The organism is Paenibacillus sp. 8b26, assembly GCF_050626875.1.
Taxonomy (GTDB): Bacteria; Bacillota; Bacilli; order Paenibacillales; family Paenibacillaceae; genus Paenibacillus.
In genome coordinates this window covers 4,012,501-4,031,327 of record NZ_CP192445.1, presented here as the reverse complement: position 1 = coordinate 4,031,327, position 18,827 = coordinate 4,012,501, and the positions used below count along the sequence as shown (strand labels likewise).

At 47.8% G+C, this 18,827-nt stretch carries 15 protein-coding genes and 2 rRNA genes (1 of these 17 running past the window's edge); all 17 read right to left on the bottom strand.

What is annotated here, in order from left to right; translation table 11 throughout:
* Positions 1-51 precede the first annotated feature (51 nt).
* Positions 52-510, bottom strand: a complete 459-nt coding sequence (locus tag ACQ4MX_RS18495) for a Mini-ribonuclease 3 (protein WP_134912295.1) — start codon at positions 508-510, stop codon at positions 52-54.
* Complete coding sequence (cysS, locus tag ACQ4MX_RS18490) at positions 507-1,910, bottom strand: cysteine--tRNA ligase (RefSeq protein WP_431086562.1); 1,404 nt, start codon at positions 1,908-1,910, stop codon at positions 507-509. Before cysS ends, ACQ4MX_RS18495 begins: the two co-directional genes overlap by 4 nt.
* 24 nt (positions 1,911-1,934) lie before the next feature.
* The gene (gene cysE / locus ACQ4MX_RS18485) at positions 1,935-2,615 is read right to left on the bottom strand and encodes a serine O-acetyltransferase (RefSeq protein ID WP_134912291.1); all 681 of its coding nucleotides are present in this window, start codon (positions 2,613-2,615) and stop codon (positions 1,935-1,937) included.
* 486 nt (positions 2,616-3,101) lie between these two features.
* Positions 3,102-4,562 carry a glutamate--tRNA ligase gene (gene gltX / locus ACQ4MX_RS18480; RefSeq protein WP_431086560.1) on the bottom strand — a complete coding sequence of 487 codons (1,461 nt, stop codon included), beginning with the start codon at positions 4,560-4,562 and terminating at the stop codon, positions 3,102-3,104.
* 24 nt (positions 4,563-4,586) lie between these two features.
* Entirely contained in the window at positions 4,587-5,078 is a 492-nt protein-coding gene (gene ispF, locus ACQ4MX_RS18475) for a 2-C-methyl-D-erythritol 2,4-cyclodiphosphate synthase (RefSeq protein ID WP_134912287.1), read from the bottom strand.
* Positions 5,075-5,773 (bottom strand): 2-C-methyl-D-erythritol 4-phosphate cytidylyltransferase, encoded by a 699-nt coding sequence (gene ispD / locus ACQ4MX_RS18470; RefSeq protein ID WP_192512910.1) that lies wholly within the window; start codon positions 5,771-5,773, stop codon positions 5,075-5,077. The genes ispF and ispD overlap by 4 nt, the downstream gene beginning before the upstream one ends.
* Positions 5,774-5,843: 70 nt before the next feature.
* Positions 5,844-6,929 (bottom strand): PIN/TRAM domain-containing protein, encoded by a 1,086-nt coding sequence (locus tag ACQ4MX_RS18465; protein WP_431086556.1) that lies wholly within the window; start codon positions 6,927-6,929, stop codon positions 5,844-5,846.
* 191 nt (positions 6,930-7,120) lie between these two features.
* Positions 7,121-7,867, bottom strand: a complete 747-nt coding sequence (gene pssA, locus ACQ4MX_RS18460; protein WP_134912282.1) for a CDP-diacylglycerol--serine O-phosphatidyltransferase — start codon at positions 7,865-7,867, stop codon at positions 7,121-7,123.
* 54 nt (positions 7,868-7,921) lie between these two features.
* Positions 7,922-8,998 carry a DNA integrity scanning diadenylate cyclase DisA gene (gene disA, locus ACQ4MX_RS18455; RefSeq protein WP_134912280.1) on the bottom strand — a complete coding sequence of 359 codons (1,077 nt, stop codon included), beginning with the start codon at positions 8,996-8,998 and terminating at the stop codon, positions 7,922-7,924.
* A gap of 12 nt (positions 8,999-9,010) precedes the next feature.
* The gene (gene radA, locus ACQ4MX_RS18450) at positions 9,011-10,384 is read right to left on the bottom strand and encodes a DNA repair protein RadA (protein ID WP_134912279.1); all 1,374 of its coding nucleotides are present in this window, start codon (positions 10,382-10,384) and stop codon (positions 9,011-9,013) included.
* A gap of 314 nt (positions 10,385-10,698) precedes the next feature.
* Positions 10,699-13,143 (bottom strand): ATP-dependent protease ATP-binding subunit ClpC, encoded by a 2,445-nt coding sequence (gene clpC, locus ACQ4MX_RS18445; RefSeq protein ID WP_137060438.1) that lies wholly within the window; start codon positions 13,141-13,143, stop codon positions 10,699-10,701.
* 44 nt (positions 13,144-13,187) lie between these two features.
* On the bottom strand, positions 13,188-14,252 hold the full coding sequence (locus tag ACQ4MX_RS18440) for a protein arginine kinase (RefSeq protein ID WP_134912277.1): 1,065 nt from the start codon (positions 14,250-14,252) through the stop codon (positions 13,188-13,190).
* A gap of 29 nt (positions 14,253-14,281) precedes the next feature.
* Positions 14,282-14,806 carry a UvrB/UvrC motif-containing protein gene (locus tag ACQ4MX_RS18435; RefSeq protein ID WP_025685962.1) on the bottom strand — a complete coding sequence of 175 codons (525 nt, stop codon included), beginning with the start codon at positions 14,804-14,806 and terminating at the stop codon, positions 14,282-14,284.
* Between the two features lie 63 nt (positions 14,807-14,869).
* Complete coding sequence (locus ACQ4MX_RS18430; RefSeq protein ID WP_014278341.1) at positions 14,870-15,334, bottom strand: CtsR family transcriptional regulator; 465 nt, start codon at positions 15,332-15,334, stop codon at positions 14,870-14,872.
* A gap of 569 nt (positions 15,335-15,903) precedes the next feature.
* On the bottom strand, positions 15,904-17,091 hold the full coding sequence (locus ACQ4MX_RS18425) for a GNAT family N-acetyltransferase (protein WP_431086550.1): 1,188 nt from the start codon (positions 17,089-17,091) through the stop codon (positions 15,904-15,906).
* A 164-nt stretch (positions 17,092-17,255) separates the two neighbouring features.
* Positions 17,256-17,372 (bottom strand): 5S ribosomal RNA (gene rrf, locus ACQ4MX_RS18420).
* A gap of 133 nt (positions 17,373-17,505) precedes the next feature.
* A 23S ribosomal RNA gene (locus ACQ4MX_RS18415) occupies positions 17,506-18,827 on the bottom strand (it continues 1,605 nt past the right edge of the window).

Below are 18,827 nucleotides of genomic sequence, written 5' to 3'. Positions count from 1 at the left end.
TCCTCCCGGGAAACGGCCAATGCTCAATGCATTTGATCCGCTCGTTCCCAATTAAGATTTTTCTGTATTTTCCATTTGTGCAATGCCGTACGTAATCAATTCTCTCATTCTGTCCAAACGTCCGTCACAATAAAGAAAACCGAACAGTCCCTCCAGCGCAGTAGCATGACGATACTCAAGCACATCAGCATTTTTGGGCAGGCTTCCTGACTTGGCATTTCTGCCTTGTCTAACAATATCACGTTCTTCCTCCGTCAGTACCGTCTCCAGCAGCGTGAGCATACGGCTCTGCGCCTTGGCAGAGACTAGCCCTGTGGCTCGCCGATGTAAATGGTTCGGGCGCAGATTGGGCTGCGCCAGCAAATATTGCCGCACCGCAACCTCATACACGGCATCGCCAATGTAAGCCAGCGCAATCGGCGGCATCAGGCGGGCCGGCTTGGACGCAGGATACGGGAACCAGTTTCCCGCACCTTCCGAAGCTCCCGTATTCAATGGCTTATCACTCATTTTCGCCGCCACCGCATACCCTGTGCTGTATCCTCAAGCACGATTCCTTTGGCAGCCAGCAGATCGCGAATTTCATCGGCTCTGCCCCAGTTCTTGGTTTTGCGTGCCTCGACACGTTCCGCAATCAATTGTTCAATTTCATCATCCAACAATTCTTCTCTCGGTTCCGCATAAATACGAAGTACGTTGTTCATCGTATGAAAGGTATGCAATACAGCCTTCAATTCCGCCTGATTTACGACATCGCGCTGCAACAGATGATTCGCTTCGCTAACCCAGCCAAATACAGCAGTAATCGCGTCAGGTGTATTGAAATCATCATCCATTTTTTCGCCAAACTGCTGCAAGATCCCGTCAAGCTTGGCTTGCAGTTCCACTGACACTTCCCCGTTGCCTTCCAGCGCATTGGCTAAACGATGCTTCACGTTGGTAACTGCATTGGCAATCCGTTCGACACTATTCTCCGCCTGACTCATCGTCTCTTGGTTGTAGTTCAACGGATTCCGGTAATGAGTCGAAAGCATAAAATAGCGTAAAGCCTCTGGCTTGTGACGAGCGCGCAAATCTTTTACCAAAATACCATTACCGAGTGATTTCGACATTTTTTCATTATCAATGCGAATATATCCGTTATGCATCCAGTAGCGAGATAGTGGCTTACCCGTAATCACTTCGGATTGTGCGCATTCACATTCATGATGCGGAAATTGCAGATCCTGTCCGCCCCCATGAATATCCAGTGTGTCCCCCAAATAATGGCGAGCCATAGCAGAGCATTCGATATGCCAGCCTGGTCGTCCATCTCCCCAAGGGCTCGACCAATAAATTTCGCCCGGCTTTGCTGCCTTCCAGAGTACAAAGTCCTCGGCATTTTCCTTGCGTTCATCCACATTGATGCGAATTCCGAACTGAAGCTCTTCCAGATTTTGACCTGATAGTTGTCCGTAATCTTTGAACTTTTTGGTCCGATAGAACACATCGCCATCATTCTCATAGGCATAGTCTTTGTCTACCAATTCCTTAATAAAATCAATAATCAGGTCCATGCTCTCTGTTACACGAGGGTTCATGCTGGCAGCAGGAACATTCAATCCTGCCAGATCCTCATGGTAGGCAGTAATAAATTTCTCAGCAACTGCCGAAACATCCATATCAAGTTCCCGAGCTTTGCGGATTAATTTATCATCGACATCCGTAAAATTCACCACATAGTTTACATCATAGCCCAAGTACTCCAGGTAGCTGCGCACCACGTCAAATACAATTACAGGTCGTGCATTGCCAATATGAATGTAATCATACACGGTAGGTCCGCATACATACATTTTAACCTTTCCAGGCTCCAGTGGCACAAAAGGCTCCCGACTCCTCGTCATTGTATTATAAATTTGAAGCGGCATTGTTATGTTCCTCCCTCATGAAAATCATCCTTGTATTTTATTCTCTTGGGCCACCTGATGTTTCTGAGCGGATCGCCCATCCTTCAAATCAGATATTTCTGCACGCAATCGTTCTATTTCCAGTTGAAGCTCCCGCATAGAATCCACGACCGGATCGGGTAACTGGTGACTTAGTCGGTCTGGACGCCTACCATCCTGTCTGACAACTCGCCCCGGGATGCCCACCACCGTACTGTTTGGCGGTACCTCTTTTAGCACAACCGAGTTGGAGCCAATGTTGGACTGCGCCCCAATCGTAAAAGAGCCTAATATCTTGGCCCCAGAGCCTATAACCACATTATTCCCAATCGTAGGGTGGCGCTTCCCTTTCTCTTTCCCCGTCCCTCCAAGAGTGACCCCCTGGTATAATACGACATCATCCCCAATCTCGCAGGTTTCCCCAATGACAACTCCCATGCCATGGTCAATGAACAGCCGATCTCCAATACGAGCACCGGGATGGATTTCAATCCCTGTCATAAACCTCGATACTTGCGATATAAAACGGGCTAGAGTACACCAGTTTCGCAGATAAAACCAATGTGCGGTTCGATGTGCCCAAAGTGCATGAACACCGGAATACGTAAAAATAACCTCCAGCTTGCTCCGGGCGGCCGGATCATTATCCAAAACAGTCTGAATGTCGGATTTGATATGTCTGAACATGTCGCCCCTCCTATTTCCCCCAATTCCTTGCCGCATCTCCACACCACTTCGCGTTTCGCCAATTTTTGCATTCGACAGCACGCTTCGACATTTTTCACCTTTAACAAGTTTGAGTCTGATAAAAATGAAAAAGCGTCTCCGCAGCCTAAGCTGCAGAGACGCATGAACGTGGTCCCACTCTGCTTCGGGCATACCTGCTGCATATAAGCAGAGAAGCCCGTCTTTGGCGTCCGGTAACGAGAACGATTCGGCACACCCTTGCCACATCAGCAGTCGACGCTAATTGGGTTCGGGCGCACGGCTCCCAGGCGCATTTCCTCCGCAGGTCATCTGGACGGCTTCCAGCCCCGGGGTTCCCCTCGGCCGTCCTCTCTGGCAAATGCCCCTTATGCAGTGTACTTCTCCTGTTCTCAGCCTTTACACGTAAATATCAATCCGTATCAATGGAGTCATTATAGCGAAAAGACAACAAATTGACAAGAAATATCAGCCTTTAATTTGTGCCTTGAGACGATCCAGGACCTTGTCACGTCCGAGCAGGAAGATCGTTTCGTTCAAATCGCGTCCATGAGTTTGACCTGTAAGGGCCACACGAATCGGCATGAACAACTGTTTCCCTTTAAAGCCGGTTTCCTTTTGAACTTCCTTGATCAGCTTGGCCATTTGTGGAGCGGTAAATTCCTCGCTCACTTCAACCTTGCCAGCAAAGGCTTTAAGTACTTCAGGAACCTGCTCTTCGGCCAATACTGCCACCGCTTCAGCATCAAGCTCCAGATGCGAACGGAAAAACAGCTCAGACAAAGCCACAATGTGGGACGCAGAGGTCATTTGTTCCTGATATAAGCGAACAAGAGCCTTAGCCCAATTCTGTTGTTCCTCCGATAATTCATTCGGTAACAGCCCTGCTGCTTGCAAATGAGGAATCGCCATACCAGCAATCCGCTCAGGATCGGCTTTTTTAATATAATGATTGTTCAGGTAAGCCAGCTTGTTGGTATCAAAGACAGCCGGACTTTTGGACAAACGATTGGGATCGAAAATCGAAATCAATTGTTCCCGGTCATAAATTTCTTCTTCGCCTTCCGGGGACCAACCCAGCAGCGCAATGAAATTGAATATAGCTTCTGGCAAGTAGCCCAATTTGTCGTACTGCTCCATGAACTGAATAATGGACTCGTTGCGTTTACTAAGCTTTTTGTGATCATCGCCCACGATCAGTGTCATATGACCAAAGATTGGGGGCTCCCATCCAAGCGCTTCAAAGATCATCAATTGTCGCGGTGTATTGGAGACATGGTCCTCGCCCCGCAACACATGTGATATTTTCATCAAATGATCGTCTACTGCTACAGCGAAGTTATATGTCGGAATACCGTCTTTTTTGACGATAACAAAATCGCCGCTTTCCTTCGAATTAAACGTAATTTGGCCTTTGACCATATCACTAAACGTATATTCGCGATCTTCTGGTACGCGGAAACGGATACTTGGTACACGACCCTCCGCTTCGAATGCCTGACACTGTTCCTCCGTCAGATCACGGTGTTTCCCGGAGTAGCGTGGTGTCTCCCCACGTTCCGTCTGTTCTTCACGTTCGCGTTCCAGTTCTTCTTCGGTGCAGTAACAGCGGTAAGCCAGGCCACGATCGAGCAGATCCTGCCAATAGGTTTTGTATATATCCAAACGTTCAGTCTGACGGTAAGGTCCATACTCGCCTCCGACATCCACGCTTTCATCCCAATCCATACCCAGCCATTTCAGATATTTAAGCTGGCTCTCTTCCCCGCCTTCAATGTTGCGTTTCACATCTGTATCTTCAATACGAATAATAAATTTGCCACCTTGGTTCCGAGCATACAAATAATTAAACAATGCCGTTCTGGCATTTCCAATATGCAGATGCCCTGTTGGGCTTGGGGCATAACGTACACGAACTTCCGTGCTCATAAAATCTCCTCCAAATCTAAGTTCTCAAGATGATAGCATACCCTTTACAAGACAGACAACCGATTGAGCCGCGATTCCTTCACCCCGCCCAGCAAAGCCAAGCTGCTCCGTCGTAGTTGCCTTAACGTTTACTTGGGAAGGATCTTCTGCTTCCAACGCACGAGCGATAACTTCATTCATCTGCGGGATGTAAGATGCCATTTTGGGTTTTTGCGCAATAATCGTAGAATCAATATTCCCCAAGCGGTATCCCCGCTCTTTGGCCAAACTCCATACATGCTCCAGCAACTTGAGACTGTCGGCATCCTTGAATTCGGGATCGTTATCCGGAAAGTGCTTCCCGATGTCACCCAGACCGAGCGCGCCCAGAATAGCGTCGCTAACCGCATGCAGCAGCACGTCAGCATCGGAATGACCCAGCAATCCCTTTTCATAAGGAATATTCACGCCCCCGATAATGCACGGCCTTCCTTCCACCAGTTGGTGGACGTCAAACCCTTGTCCCACTCTGATCATCTGATATCCTCTCCCTCTGTCTTTACCCATAACGCCGCCATATCCAAATCCTCAGGCGTGGTAATTTTGATGTTTTTGTAGCTGCCCTGAACGACAGTCACCGGAATCCCTAATCGCTCCACCAGCATAGAATCGTCTGTCCCCAAAAATCCCGCCTGGTCGGCTTTCTCATAGGCCCGCAACAGATCGGAAAGACGAAAAGTCTGTGGCGTTTGAATACTCCACAGACTTCGGCGATCCGGCGTTGCTGTAATGATACCATCCCCGTTCACTTGCTTGACTGTATCCTTTACAGGCACCGCCGCTACAGAAGCACCGGTACGCATAGCTGTCTCTAGGCATGAACGTATAAGCTCAGGCTGAATGAGTGGACGCACACCATCATGCACCATCACCCAATCTGCTTGCAGGTGGCTCAGACCGCGATATACCGAATGCTGGCGTTCACTGCCACCAGCTACCACTTGTACATCCTTGCTGATCCGGTATTGACGAATCCATTCTTGGCAGCGTTCGACATCTTCTGCCCCCGTCACCATCACCATTTCATCCACTTCGGGCATGGCTGCGAATATTTCAAGTGTATGTATGAAGATGGGCTTGTCCCGCAAAAGCAAAAATTGCTTGCTTTCCGGCGTTCCCATACGGGAGCCGCGCCCGGCCGCCACAATGACGACTCCTACCCGATTGTTCATTGAAATGACTCCTGCCTTGATCGCATCTGGACGATCCGTATGATTACACATCTACTTCATCATACCGCGTTTATTGAGCTTTTTCCAATAATTTCGGTTTGGCAAAAATCATACGCCCCGCAGAGGTCTGAAGTACGCTTGTAACCAGCACCTCCATCAGCGAACCGATGTAGTCACGTCCGCCTTCCACAACGATCATCGTACCATCATCCAGATAGGCCACACCTTGCCCATGCTCCTTGCCGTCTTTGATAATCTGCACCATAATTTCCTCACCGGGCAGCACTACAGGCTTCACTGCATTTGCCAAGTCATTAATATTCAGCACCGATACACCTTGAAGCTCGCACACCTTATTCAGGTTAAAATCGTTCGTTACCACCTTACCCTGTAGCACCTTTGCCAGCTTGACCAGCTTGCTGTCGACCTCTGAAATCTCCTCAAAATCGCCTTCGTAAATCAATACATTTACATCCAACTCTTTTTGAATCTTGTTCAAAATATCCAGACCTCGCCGCCCGCGGTTACGCTTGAGCAAATCCGACGAATCTGCAATATGCTGAAGCTCCTCCAGCACAAATTCCGGAATAACAATCGTGCCTTCGATAAAACCCGTCTTGCAAATATCCGCAATACGTCCGTCTATAATCACGCTGGTGTCCAAAATTTTATGTTCCTCCAGCTTGCGTTCTTCCACACCCGTACCTCGACCAAAAAATCCCGAACTCCAAAATGAGGACAGCTCGTCCCGCTTTTCCAGTCCGACCATCACACCCACATATCCGCATACGATGGTAACAGCCGTTTGAATCAGTTGACCTGGTGCCCCCAGCCATGACAAGAGCGGGTAAACTGCTAAGGAAAGGATCAAGCCCACCGCCAATCCAATCGCACCTGCCATCATCTCGTTCATTGGAATCCGTACCAAACCTTCGATCCCCTGCTGTAAACGATTCGCCACAGCTGTTCCGGCGAGCGAACATCCAGCCATAAATAACACAGCTCCCGCAATCATCCAAACAGCCATTCCCGGTAAAGAACCATCACTCAACCACTGGGGCAGCCATGATACGATACCTCCTACCCGATGGTATAACGTATAGCCGAACCATGCTCCGCACAATCCTGTAAAAGTTAAAATAGCCTTTCTTAACATCGAGTCTCTATACCTCCTTTGTTTTCTTTTTGCACCCTGGTATTTATTGGTTATACATCACTTTCCTTACCAGTATGATCCAATTCTCACGCAACTAACCCTATGTATTTGATTTTTTATGCATAAAAAAAGCATCTATCTCCCTAAAATGATTCAAGGATATAAATGCTTTATTGTTTTCTCGCCTAATTCTAATGTTGTGAATGACGATATTGGTCATCCTGTTCTTCCTGAGTGGAACGTCCCCGTCCGCGCCCGCGTCTACGTGACAGCTTACGGATATTCAGTTTCATGCCATACAATGCATACAGCACCAACGGTACGAAAATCAGCTTCGATAATTGATCCGGGAATTTAACTGCCAGTACAACGGCAGCAACCACAACCCATGGAGCGATCCAGATCGCTTTCTTCGGAAGGCCCACCTTTTTTAAATTCGGATATTTCATCGAGCTGACCATCAAATAAGAGACAAGCAGCATCGCAACCGACATGTATAACATAGAGACATCATTATGAAACAAGGATAAAGTCGCCAGCACTCCACCCGCTGCCGGAATCGGCAAGCCTGTAAAATAACCCGGTACACCGGGACGTACATTAAAACGAGCCAAACGTAACGCTCCGCACATCGGAAAAATAGCCGTAACCGTCCAGGCCAAAGCCGAATTAGCATCATGAAAAGCAACCATGTACATAATAACTGCGGGAGCTACACCAAAAGATATCATATCTGATAAGGAGTCCAGTTCTTTACCGAATTCGCTCTGGGCATTTAGCGCCCGGGCCATTCGTCCATCCAGTCCGTCCAACAACATGGCGACAATAACCATAATAGCGGCAAGACTGTATTTTCCGTCTACGGCCAATAAAATGGCGATCATTCCGAGAAACAAGTTACCTAAGGTACACATGTTCGGAATTGATTTGGTAATCATCTCTTCACCTCAATGTATGAATTGTTCCATTATAATCCTTTCACTGTATTACATTTACATTTGCCTGTCAATGAAAACTTGTTCCTGCAATCGTTTGAGTCCCTCTTTAATGGTACGCGCACGGACTTCTCCAATGCCATCTACTTCATCCAGTTCTTCAATCGTCGCTGTCATAACATGCGGAAAACGTCCAAACCGCTCCACCAGATTGTGAATGATCACATTCGGTAGACGTGGTATCTTGTTCAGCACCCGATAACCGCGCGCCACGATATATTCTTCTGATGTCGCAGCCGAAGACGGGTATCCCAGCAAACGCACAATATGATTTGCATCCAGCAGCTCATCGTCCGTGGAACGCTTGAGACCCAATATAATGCCACGAATTTTCTCATCGCTATCGTCTTTGGCATAATCCTTATACAGTAGCCAAGCCTCTTCCTCGATATTACTGACAAGCTCATCCATCTGCATGCTAATTAAACGGCCCTCATTCCCAAGCTCGTTAATAAATCGTTTGATTTCCATTTTGATGCGCAGCACCATTTCGATCCGTTGGATAACATTTACCACTTCGGGCATGGTCACTAATTCTTCAAATTCGGATGCCGTCAAATTCGTCGAGGCTTGCCCCAACACGGATCTATACTTTTCCAGCGTCTGAATGGCCTGATTGGCTTTGGTTAAAATTACTCCGATTTCCTTGAGCGCATATCTCAGCGTTCCCTGATACAATGTAATAATATTACGCCGCTGCGAAATAGATACGACTAACTTGCCAGTTTGCTTGGCAACCCGCTCCGCTGTCCGGTGACGAATACCCGTTTCAATCGATGAGATAGAAGAATCGGGAATCAATTGCGTATTTGCGTATAAAATCCGTTTCAAATCCTCACTCAGTATGATGGCACCGTCCATCTTAGCCAGTTCATACAAATAGTTCGGTGAAAAATCACAGTTAATTGAGAAGCCGCCGTCCACGACCTCCATTACCTCCGGGCTATAGCCAACGACCAGAAGAGCGCCCGTTTTGGCGCGCAGCACGTTTTCCAGTCCGTCGCGAAAGGGAGTTCCCGGTGCCACAAGCCGCAGCAAATCATTCATTTTATCCAGTTGGCTCGCTTCTTTCATTCTCATTGCCCCCTAATCTAATGCGGCTGCCAATGCATCTGCCACCGTTCCTACTCCTACAATTTGTATCCCTTTCGGATGCGTCCAGCCCTTCAGACTCTTCTCCGGCATAATCACCCGTTTAAAACCCAGCTTCTCTGCTTCCCGCACACGCTGCTCCGCTCGGGATACAGCGCGCACCTCACCCGTCAACCCCACCTCGCCAAAAATCACATCGTACGGCTTGGTAGGCGCATCCCGAAAGCTGGAAGCAATACTCACCGCTATAGCCAGGTCCACCGCTGGTTCATCCAGTTTTACGCCCCCGGCCACATTTAGATACGCATCCTGATTTTGCAAAAACATACCCATCCGCTTTTCCAACACGGCTATAATCAATCCCATTCGGTGATGGTCAACCCCTGTACCCATTCGGCGCGGAGAAGGAAAATGTGTAGTCGCAATCAGCGCTTGCAGCTCAACTAATACAGGTCGGGTTCCTTCCATACTGGCGACGACTGTGGAACCAGCCACCCCTAGAGGTCGTTCGGACAAGAACAGCTCGGAAGGATTCGACACCTCACGCAAGCCGCTTTCAGCCATTTCAAAAATACCAATTTCATTCGTAGAGCCAAAACGATTCTTAACCGCACGCAACAGCCGATACGTATGATGGCGCTCTCCTTCAAAATAAAGCACACAATCGACCATATGCTCCAACAGACGCGGGCCTGCAATGGCCCCTTCCTTGGTTACATGTCCTACCAGCACCGTTGCAATACCTAATCCCTTGGCAATCCGCATAAAACGTGAAGTACATTCCCGTACCTGTGCTACACTCCCCGGCGCACTCGTCACCTCAGGCAAATATACAGTCTGGATAGAGTCAATCACCAGAAACTCCGGTTTCAAGCTGTCTACTGCTTCTTCAATCGTCTCCAAATTCGTCTCACATAATACGTATAAATTGGGGGACAGGGCACCGAGACGGTCTGCACGCAGCTTCGTCTGACGAACGGATTCCTCACCTGACACATAAAGCACCTTTAAACCGGTTAAAGCCAGCTCATTCGATGTCTGTAGCATAAGCGTAGATTTTCCAATCCCCGGATCACCACCCACCAGAACAAGTGAACCCGGCACCACACCTCCCCCGAGCACGCGATTCAATTCGCCAATTCCCGTCAAAATTCGTGCTTCTTTGCCACTCTCCACTTCGATAATAGGGAGCGGTTTATCTTTTGTGCTATGAGTAAGAAGGGAAGAACCCATTCCTTGAGTTTTAACAACGCTTTCCGTTTCCTCCACCATGGAATTCCATGCCTGGCATCCGGGACATTTTCCATACCATTTGGGCGATTCATAACCGCACTCCGTACAGGAAAATTTAGTTTTCACTTTAGCCATACTTTGTTCCTTGGCTCCTTATATGACAACGATCAATGTCGGATTTATCTTCACACAGCCCGGAAAGAGCTGTAACAATAAAAGTTTACCATTGAAGCTTGGCGGACGTAAAGCGATATCACAAACTTTTCCAAAGCACTTATCCGACCGTTCCACAGTGCTTTATGCACAAAAAGGGTGCCTTCGCCACAGCCTTTCAGCCTGCGAGACACCCTTTCTGACCACTTTTATTGTGCTAACCTATCGTACTTCTGTCCTTTTGGGCAAAAGCCGAGGATTATCGATAACTCTTATTGCCTATTTCAGTACAACGCTCAGGACTTCGCGGATACGTTATCCTTTTTCGTTACGGTCAACGCACCGTTCTCTTCATCAATGAAGAGAGAATCACCTTTAGTGATATTACCCGACAGCAACTCCTCGGACAGACGGTCCTCGATATGCTTCTGGATTGCACGACGCAATGGACGCGCACCATACGCCGGATCAAAGCCTTCTTTCGCAAGGAATGCCTTAGCCTTGTCTGTCAACTCAAAGTCCACCTCGTACTCATTCAGACGCTTACGCAGCTCTTCGGACATAAGCGACACGATTTCGGCAATGTGTTTTTCTTCGAGAGAATGGAAAACGATAATTTCATCAATCCGGTTCAAAAACTCGGGACGGAAGCTTTTCTTCAGTTCATCCATCACTTTGCCCTTCATGTTATCATAATCCGCTCCAGCGTCCACAACAGCTGTAAAGCCGAGCGTGGAGTTACGTTTGATCGCCTGTGCACCCACATTGGATGTCAGGATGATGAGTGTGTTGCGGAAATCGACAACACGGCCTTTGGAATCCGTCAGACGTCCATCTTCCAACACTTGCAGGAGAATGTTGAATACTTCTGGATGTGCTTTTTCAATCTCATCCAGCAGTACGACGGAGTAAGGTTTACGACGTACCTTCTCAGTCAATTGACCGCCTTCTTCATATCCAACATATCCTGGAGGCGCTCCTACCAGACGGGACGTGGAATGCTTCTCCATGTATTCGGACATATCGATTCGGATAACCGCATTTTCATCTCCGAACATGGATTCAGCCAAAGCGCGTGCCAGCTCGGTTTTACCAACCCCGGTTGGACCGAGGAAAATAAAGGAGCCGATTGGACGTTTCGGATCTTTCAGCCCGGCACGTGCCCGGCGAATAGCCCGGCTAACTGCCTTCACTGCTTCATCCTGCCCAATTACCCGCTCATGTAACAACTCTTCCATATTCAGCAAACGATGCGTTTCTTCCTCTTTCAGCTTGCTGACCGGAACACCTGTCCAGATCGCAACGACCTGAGCAATATCCTCCGGTGTTACTTCGGAATCTGTACGTCCCTGTTGCTCTTTCCACTGGTTTTTCGTAACATCTAGCTCTTCACGAATTTTCTGCTCTGTATCACGCAGTGCAGCAGCCTTTTCGAATTCCTGGCTTTGTACAGCCGAATCCTTTTCCTTACGGATATCTTCCAGACGGTTTTCCAGTTGTTTCAGGTTTGGCGGTACCGTGTAAGAATTCAGCCTTACCTTGGAACCTGCTTCATCAATAAGGTCAATTGCTTTATCCGGCAGGAAGCGGTCTGTGATATAACGATCTGACAATTTTACTGCCGCTTCAATGGCTTCATCCGTAATTTTCACACGGTGGTGCGCTTCATAACGGTCACGCAGGCCGTACAGAATTTGAATAGCTTCTTCTGGAGAAGGCTGATCTACCGTAATCGGCTGGAAGCGACGTTCCAAAGCAGCGTCCTTCTCAATATATTTGCGGTATTCGTCCAGCGTTGTCGCACCGATGCATTGCAGCTCGCCACGTGCCAGAGCAGGCTTTAAAATGTTGGAGGCATCAATTGCACCTTCAGCTCCACCAGCACCAATCAGCGTATGCAGCTCATCAATGAACAATACGATGTTTCCTGCTTGACGAATCTCGTCCATAATCTTTTTCAAACGATCCTCAAATTCACCACGATATTTGGTACCTGCTACCACAGAACCCATATCCAGTGTCATAACACGCTTGTCACGCAGCGTTTCGGGAATCTCATTGGCAATAATTTTTTGAGCCAGTCCTTCGGCAATTGCCGTTTTACCTACCCCTGGCTCACCGATCAGAACCGGATTGTTCTTCGTACGGCGGCTGAGCACCTGAATTACACGCTCAATTTCCTTACTACGCCCAATGACAGGGTCCAGATTGTTTTCCTTCGCAGATGCCGTCAAATCACGTGCCAAGCTGTCCAGCGTTGGTGTGCTGACATTAGCCGGAGCACCGTGATGGCTGGAAACAGCCTCGCTGCTGCCAAGCAATTGAAGCACTTGCTGACGTGCTTTGTTCAGGCTGATACCCAAGTTATTCAGTACACGGGCTGCTACACCTTCGCCTTCACGAATAAGACCGAGCAAAATATGTTCTGTACCTACATAGGTATGGCCCAGCTTACGAGCTTCATCCATAGACAGCTCGATAACCTTTTTGGCGCGTGGAGTATAGGCAATGTTCGTCGGTTGTTCTTGACCGCGTCCAATCAGCGTTTCCACTTCATCCTGAATTTTTTCCAGTCCCAGCCCTAAACCAATCAAGGCTTTCGCTGCAATTCCTTCACCTTCACGAATGAGGCCGAGCAAAATGTGCTCCGTGCCAATGTTGTTGTGTCCCAATCGAACAGCTTCTTCCTGAGCCAAGGCAAGCACTTTTTGTGCGCGTTCCGTAAATCTTCCAAACATCATATATCCTGCACCTCCACAGTGTGTATTTCAGATCATTCTATATATTAAAGGGTTGTGCCTAATTTTTGCCGGATCAGCTTCGCACGGTACATATCGCGCTCACCGGTATTCATTTTATCACCAAAGCTTTTTTGCAGAAATCCGGGTTGCGTCATCACATTCAGCTCATTCATCGCTGCGGTGGATGGACGCTCCAAAATCCCCAAGTCCACGCCAAGACGTACATCGGACAACCGCTGTGCGGCCTCCTTGGAATCCAGTACCGCTGCATATGACAAAATACCGAATGAACGCATCACCCGATCTGTAATCCGCAGCATGGACTCATTCATCAGCCGTTCCCTGGCGGAACGTTCGTGCTCTATAATTTGCAGCACAACGCCATGCAGATTTTCGATAATTTCCGCTTCGGTTTGTCCCAGTGTAATCTGATTGGATACCTGAAACAGATTGCCGACCGCTTCGCTGCCTTCACCATAAATACCGCGAACGGTAAGACCTACCTGTGAAACAGCAGACAAAATGCGGTTAATCTGATGAGTCATGACCAATGCGGGCAGATGCATCATCACTGAAGCTCTCATCCCTGTGCCAACATTCGTCGGACAACTGGTCAGAAAGCCTCTACGATCATCAAATGCATAATCGACATGCGCCTCAAATGCATCATCAATAACCATAGCACGTTCCCAAGCTTCTCTAACCTGACATCCCGGATATAAGCACTGGATACGCAGATGATCCTCTTCGTTTATCATAACACTAACCGATTCATCATCGCTAATCAAAACAGCACCGTTACGAGATTCGTTCGCCAAATTAGGGCTAATCAAATGCTTCTCAACTAGCACCTGCTTGTCGATCTCATCCAACTCGGATATTTTCAGGGTATGAAAGGTACCAAAGCGTCCTAAATCATCATACTGAAGGATATCCGTCAAGCGTTGAAGTGCTTCTTCCGACTGCTGGTTGGTAGCAAGCATGGGAAAAGGCAGATGCTGCAAGTTACGCGCAATTCTCACCCGGCTACTAATGACAATCTCTGAATCCGCAGCATCACCACGCATCCAATCACTTAGCGGCTTTTCCGTAAACCGGATATTAGGCATTACGCATCCCCTCCTACTCTTCACAAACTTTACTCTTCAGTCATTTCTTTTTCAAGCTCTCTGATTTGATCCCTAAGCTCAGCGGCTGATTCGAATTCTTCCTGTACAATATGTTGTTGCATCTCTTTTTTCAGATCGTCAATTTGCCGTTTAACCTTCAATCGACCTCCGGTGCGAACCGGAACCTTGCCCACATGGCTCGTACTGCCATGCACACGCTTGAACAACGGGTCCAGACGGCTGTCAAAATATTGATAGCACGACGGGCACCCAAAGCGTCCCAGCTTACTGAACTGTGCATAGGTCATGCCACACTCCTTGCATTGCAGGTTCTGCGGACCGCTATGGCCTGGCGACTGGCTCTTTGTACTGGATTCGAAATCCAGCATACCCGACAATAGGCTATGAATTGAAAAGCCATTAGGTGTACCAGGGATCATCTCCCCTTTTTCCTTCGCACACGTCTCACAAATATGAAACTCTGTCTTTTCGCCATTCACAATTTTGGTGAAATGCAAAGTTGCCGGCCGTTTATTACATTCTTGGCACAGCATAAAAGCACCTCCTTCAGCGTCAGGATTTTTACAAATCCCTACATCCAAATCTTGAATCACACGCTATCTGGCCACCAGCAACGAAATCAGCATAGCCTTAAGCAGCCTCGCCCGTAGCTGGTCACGATAGGGAAGTTTCAGCAATAATGTGTCCCTTGATAAAGCGGCCTTCATTAAACCAGCTTCCCTTTTGCTTAAAAAATGAGCTTCCTCCAACTGATAAATCAGCCCTTCCGCTGCCGATTGACTAATTTCCTCTCCAATGCTTTGATGGAGATGGGTATGGATCGCATGCTGTGCGGGCAGTTGAATTCGCTGAATGCGAATGTATCCCCCACCACCGCGCTTACTTTCCACCACATAGCCTTTTTCCAGCGTAAAGCGGGTACTGATTACATAATTAATTTGCGACGGCACGCAGGAAAAGCGGTCAGCCAAATCATTACGCTGAATTTCCACTAAACCTTTGGGACTTTCCAGCAATATGCTCTTCAAATATTGTTCAATAATGTCGGAAACATTGCGCATTTCATCATCCTCCACTAACGGAAACGCAAATATTCAGTACATTTCACGCTCCACAGAGTCCGCCGTATATTGAACTTAACCAAACGGTAAAGTCACGAATCTAAGCCAGTAGCGGAGCTAATTCACCCTCCGTCCTCACTTAAAAACATCCCGTTTAGCTTCTAGTGTGACCTTTAATCGTAATAGATCATACACCTTTCCTCACGCCCATGAGATTACAGTGGATGTTTATCAACAAATCAGGTCCATCTTTTCATGCTGTGTTGGTGTCAATGTATTATATACGGCTAAAAACTCAGCGTATTCACACCATTCTAATGAAGCACTACAGGCCCCATTGACTTTGACTTTCTTTGACTATATTCACATTATAGCACAAAATATATTTTTGCCAAGGGGTCAATATCATTTTTCGCAATCTAATTATGTTTTATACAATATAAGAAAAACTCTTCCCTTTACGGAAAGAGTTCTGAAAAATATCGTTAAAATCATCCACACCTCATGCAAGGTATTTAAGCCAGACTCCCTAAAAAATGAAGACTCAAGAGCATTTAAGAGCATTACAATTAGAAAAAATCCAGCAAAAATGTTTGTGTTACCGGTATTACACGTTCTAATGCAGATACAGACTCGCTGCGCCCTGTAATACGACTCCACTTATACAGATCATCAGGCCGCTGATAGCCAAGCATCAGGGTGGTCAGCGATTGGATACTCACACTCAAGTCAGCTTCTATTACGTCCTCGGAAGAACTGTTTGAATCCACTCTGTCCAAATGTCCTTGCCCTTCCGCGGTGACCGTCAATGTCCATATTCCTTCATTCCATGGAGCATAACGATCTGTCAGATATAAGGTCAAATGTGTTTCCTCTCCAATGGCCTCAAAAGGATATTTCTCCACAAAAGCAGCAGCATCTACAATACGGCCCATAAAATAAGGCACTGTTTCCTGCTGAATTCGTGGATCATCCAGTAGAAATGGCAGCTTATCATCGGCCGGAATGTAAATAAATTTACCTTGGGTTATCATCGAATCATGATTGACAAAATACGTCCACAACGCCCGCCGTGCCGTTTCATTAATATATACCAGTTCGTCGCAATTCAATTGCTTATCTTCAATTTTGTATAAAGCATATCCCTGAGGATCGCCTGCTTCAGAGTAGTACACTGCGGTCCGGTAGTTTTTATTTAATGTCCGCTCTTGCCACCATTCCTTGTTTCGTACCAGTGTACCATTATAACGCGAAGCATAGGCTTGATACACTTGGTCCAGATCAGAAATATCCTTCACATCCCGTTTGACCGTTCCTTCGGTTTTAAGCTTGGCAGGGAACTTATCGATCGGAATAATATACTTTTTGTATTCAATATACGTTTCCCATCCAAATTTACGATAGAAGGCAAAGGAGAAAGGATGTAAAAAAGAAAGACTCTGCCCCGCACCCTTCATCTCTTCAAGCGCATGCGTTAAAAGGCGTGAAACCAGACCTCCGCGCCGTTTTTCCGGCCACGTTGCCACACCAGCGATGCCCCCCATGTCAAAAATCTGACCTTGTATGTATACCTGTAGCGGTAACAAAGTCAGCTTTGCATTCAAGTCATTTCCATCGAATATCCCCCAAGTTTGTTCTGGTTTGAATTTCTTTTTGGATTTCTCCAGATCCTCCGGGGACATTGTAAACTGAAAAGCATATTGAGACAGCTCAATAGCAGCTTCAAATTCCTCACGTTGTAATTGCCTGATTTCCATAAGTTCGTCACCTCGCTCGTATACTTGGACTTCCACAAAAAGATCACACCTTTAGAGTGTCGCAAAGCCTTAGTTCTCTGTCAACCTTAGGAACAGATGGTTATAGTAAAAATGTATAAAAAAAGAACCACAATCTCAAGGAGATCATGGTCCTTCTTCCTTTTGCTTGGCGACGTCCTACTCTCCCAGGACCCTGCGGTCCAAGTACCATCGGCGCTGGAGGGCTTAACGGTCGTGTTCGGGATGGGTACGTGTGGAACCCCTCCGCTATCGCCACCAAACATGAATTTGTAAAACAAATTCTACCGTATGGGTATTCGGTTCATCACTAATCGTGTGAATGAATAACCATGCGCTTTTCTTCAAGGTGTTACACCCTGAAAACTGGATCCGAAACTCCATTGCATCTTATCTTAGGATAAGCCCTCGACCGATTAGTATTGGTCAGCTCCATGCATTACTGCACTTCCACCCCCAACCTATCTACCTCGTCGTCTTCAAGGGGTCTTACTAATTGGGAAATCTCATCTTGAGGGGGGCTTCACGCTTAGATGCTTTCAGCGCTTATCCCTTCCGTACATAGCTACCCAGCGGTGCTCCTGGCGGAACAACTGGTACACCAGCGGTACGTCCATCCCGGTCCTCTCGTACTAAGGACAGCTCCTCTCAAATTTCCTACGCCCACGACAGATAGGGACCGAACTGTCTCACGACGTTCTGAACCCAGCTCGCGTACCGCTTTAATGGGCGAACAGCCCAACCCTTGGGACCTACTTCAGCCCCAGGATGCGATGAGCCGACATCGAGGTGCCAAACCTCCCCGTCGATGTGGACTCTTGGGGGAGATAAGCCTGTTATCCCCAGGGTAGCTTTTATCCGTTGAGCGATGGCCCTTCCATGCGGTACCACCGGATCACTAAGCCCGACTTTCGTCCCTGCTCGACTTGTAGGTCTCGCAGTCAAGCTCCCTTCTGCCTTTGCACTCTTCGAATGATTTCCAACCATTCTGAGGGAACCTTGGGGCGCCTCCGTTACTCTTTAGGAGGCGACCGCCCCAGTCAAACTGCCCACCTGACACTGTCCTCGTACCGGATCACGGTACCAAGTTAGAACCTAGATACGATCAGGGTGGTATCCCAAGGATGCCTCCTCTCAAGCTGGCGCTCAAGTCTCTTAGGCTCCCACCTATCCTGTACAGATCGTACCCAAATTCAATATCAAGCTGCAGTAAAGCTCCATGGGGTCTTTCCGTCTTGTCGCGGGTAACCTGCATCTTCACAGGTATTAAAATTTCACCGGATCTCTCGTTGAGACAGCGCCCAAGTCGTTACGCCATTCGTGCGGGTCAGAATTTACCTGACAAGGAATTTCGCTACCTTAGGACCGTTATAGTTACGGCCGCCGTTTACTGGGGCTTCGGTTCATAGCTTCGCCCCGAAGGACTTACCACTCCCCTTAACCTTCCAGCACCGGGCAGGCGTCAGCCCGTATACTTCGCCTTGCGGCTTCGCACAGACCTGTGTTTTTGCTAAACAGTCGCTTGGGCCTTTTCACTGCGGCCCCCTCGGGCTATTCACCCTACCGAGGCACCCCTTCTCCCGAAGTTACGGGGTCATTTTGCCGAGTTCCTTAACGAGAGTTCTTCCGCGCGCCTTAGAATTCTCTTCTCGCCTACCTGTGTCGGTTTGCGGTACGGGCACCTTCTCCTGGCTAGAGGCTTTTCTTGGCAGTCTGAG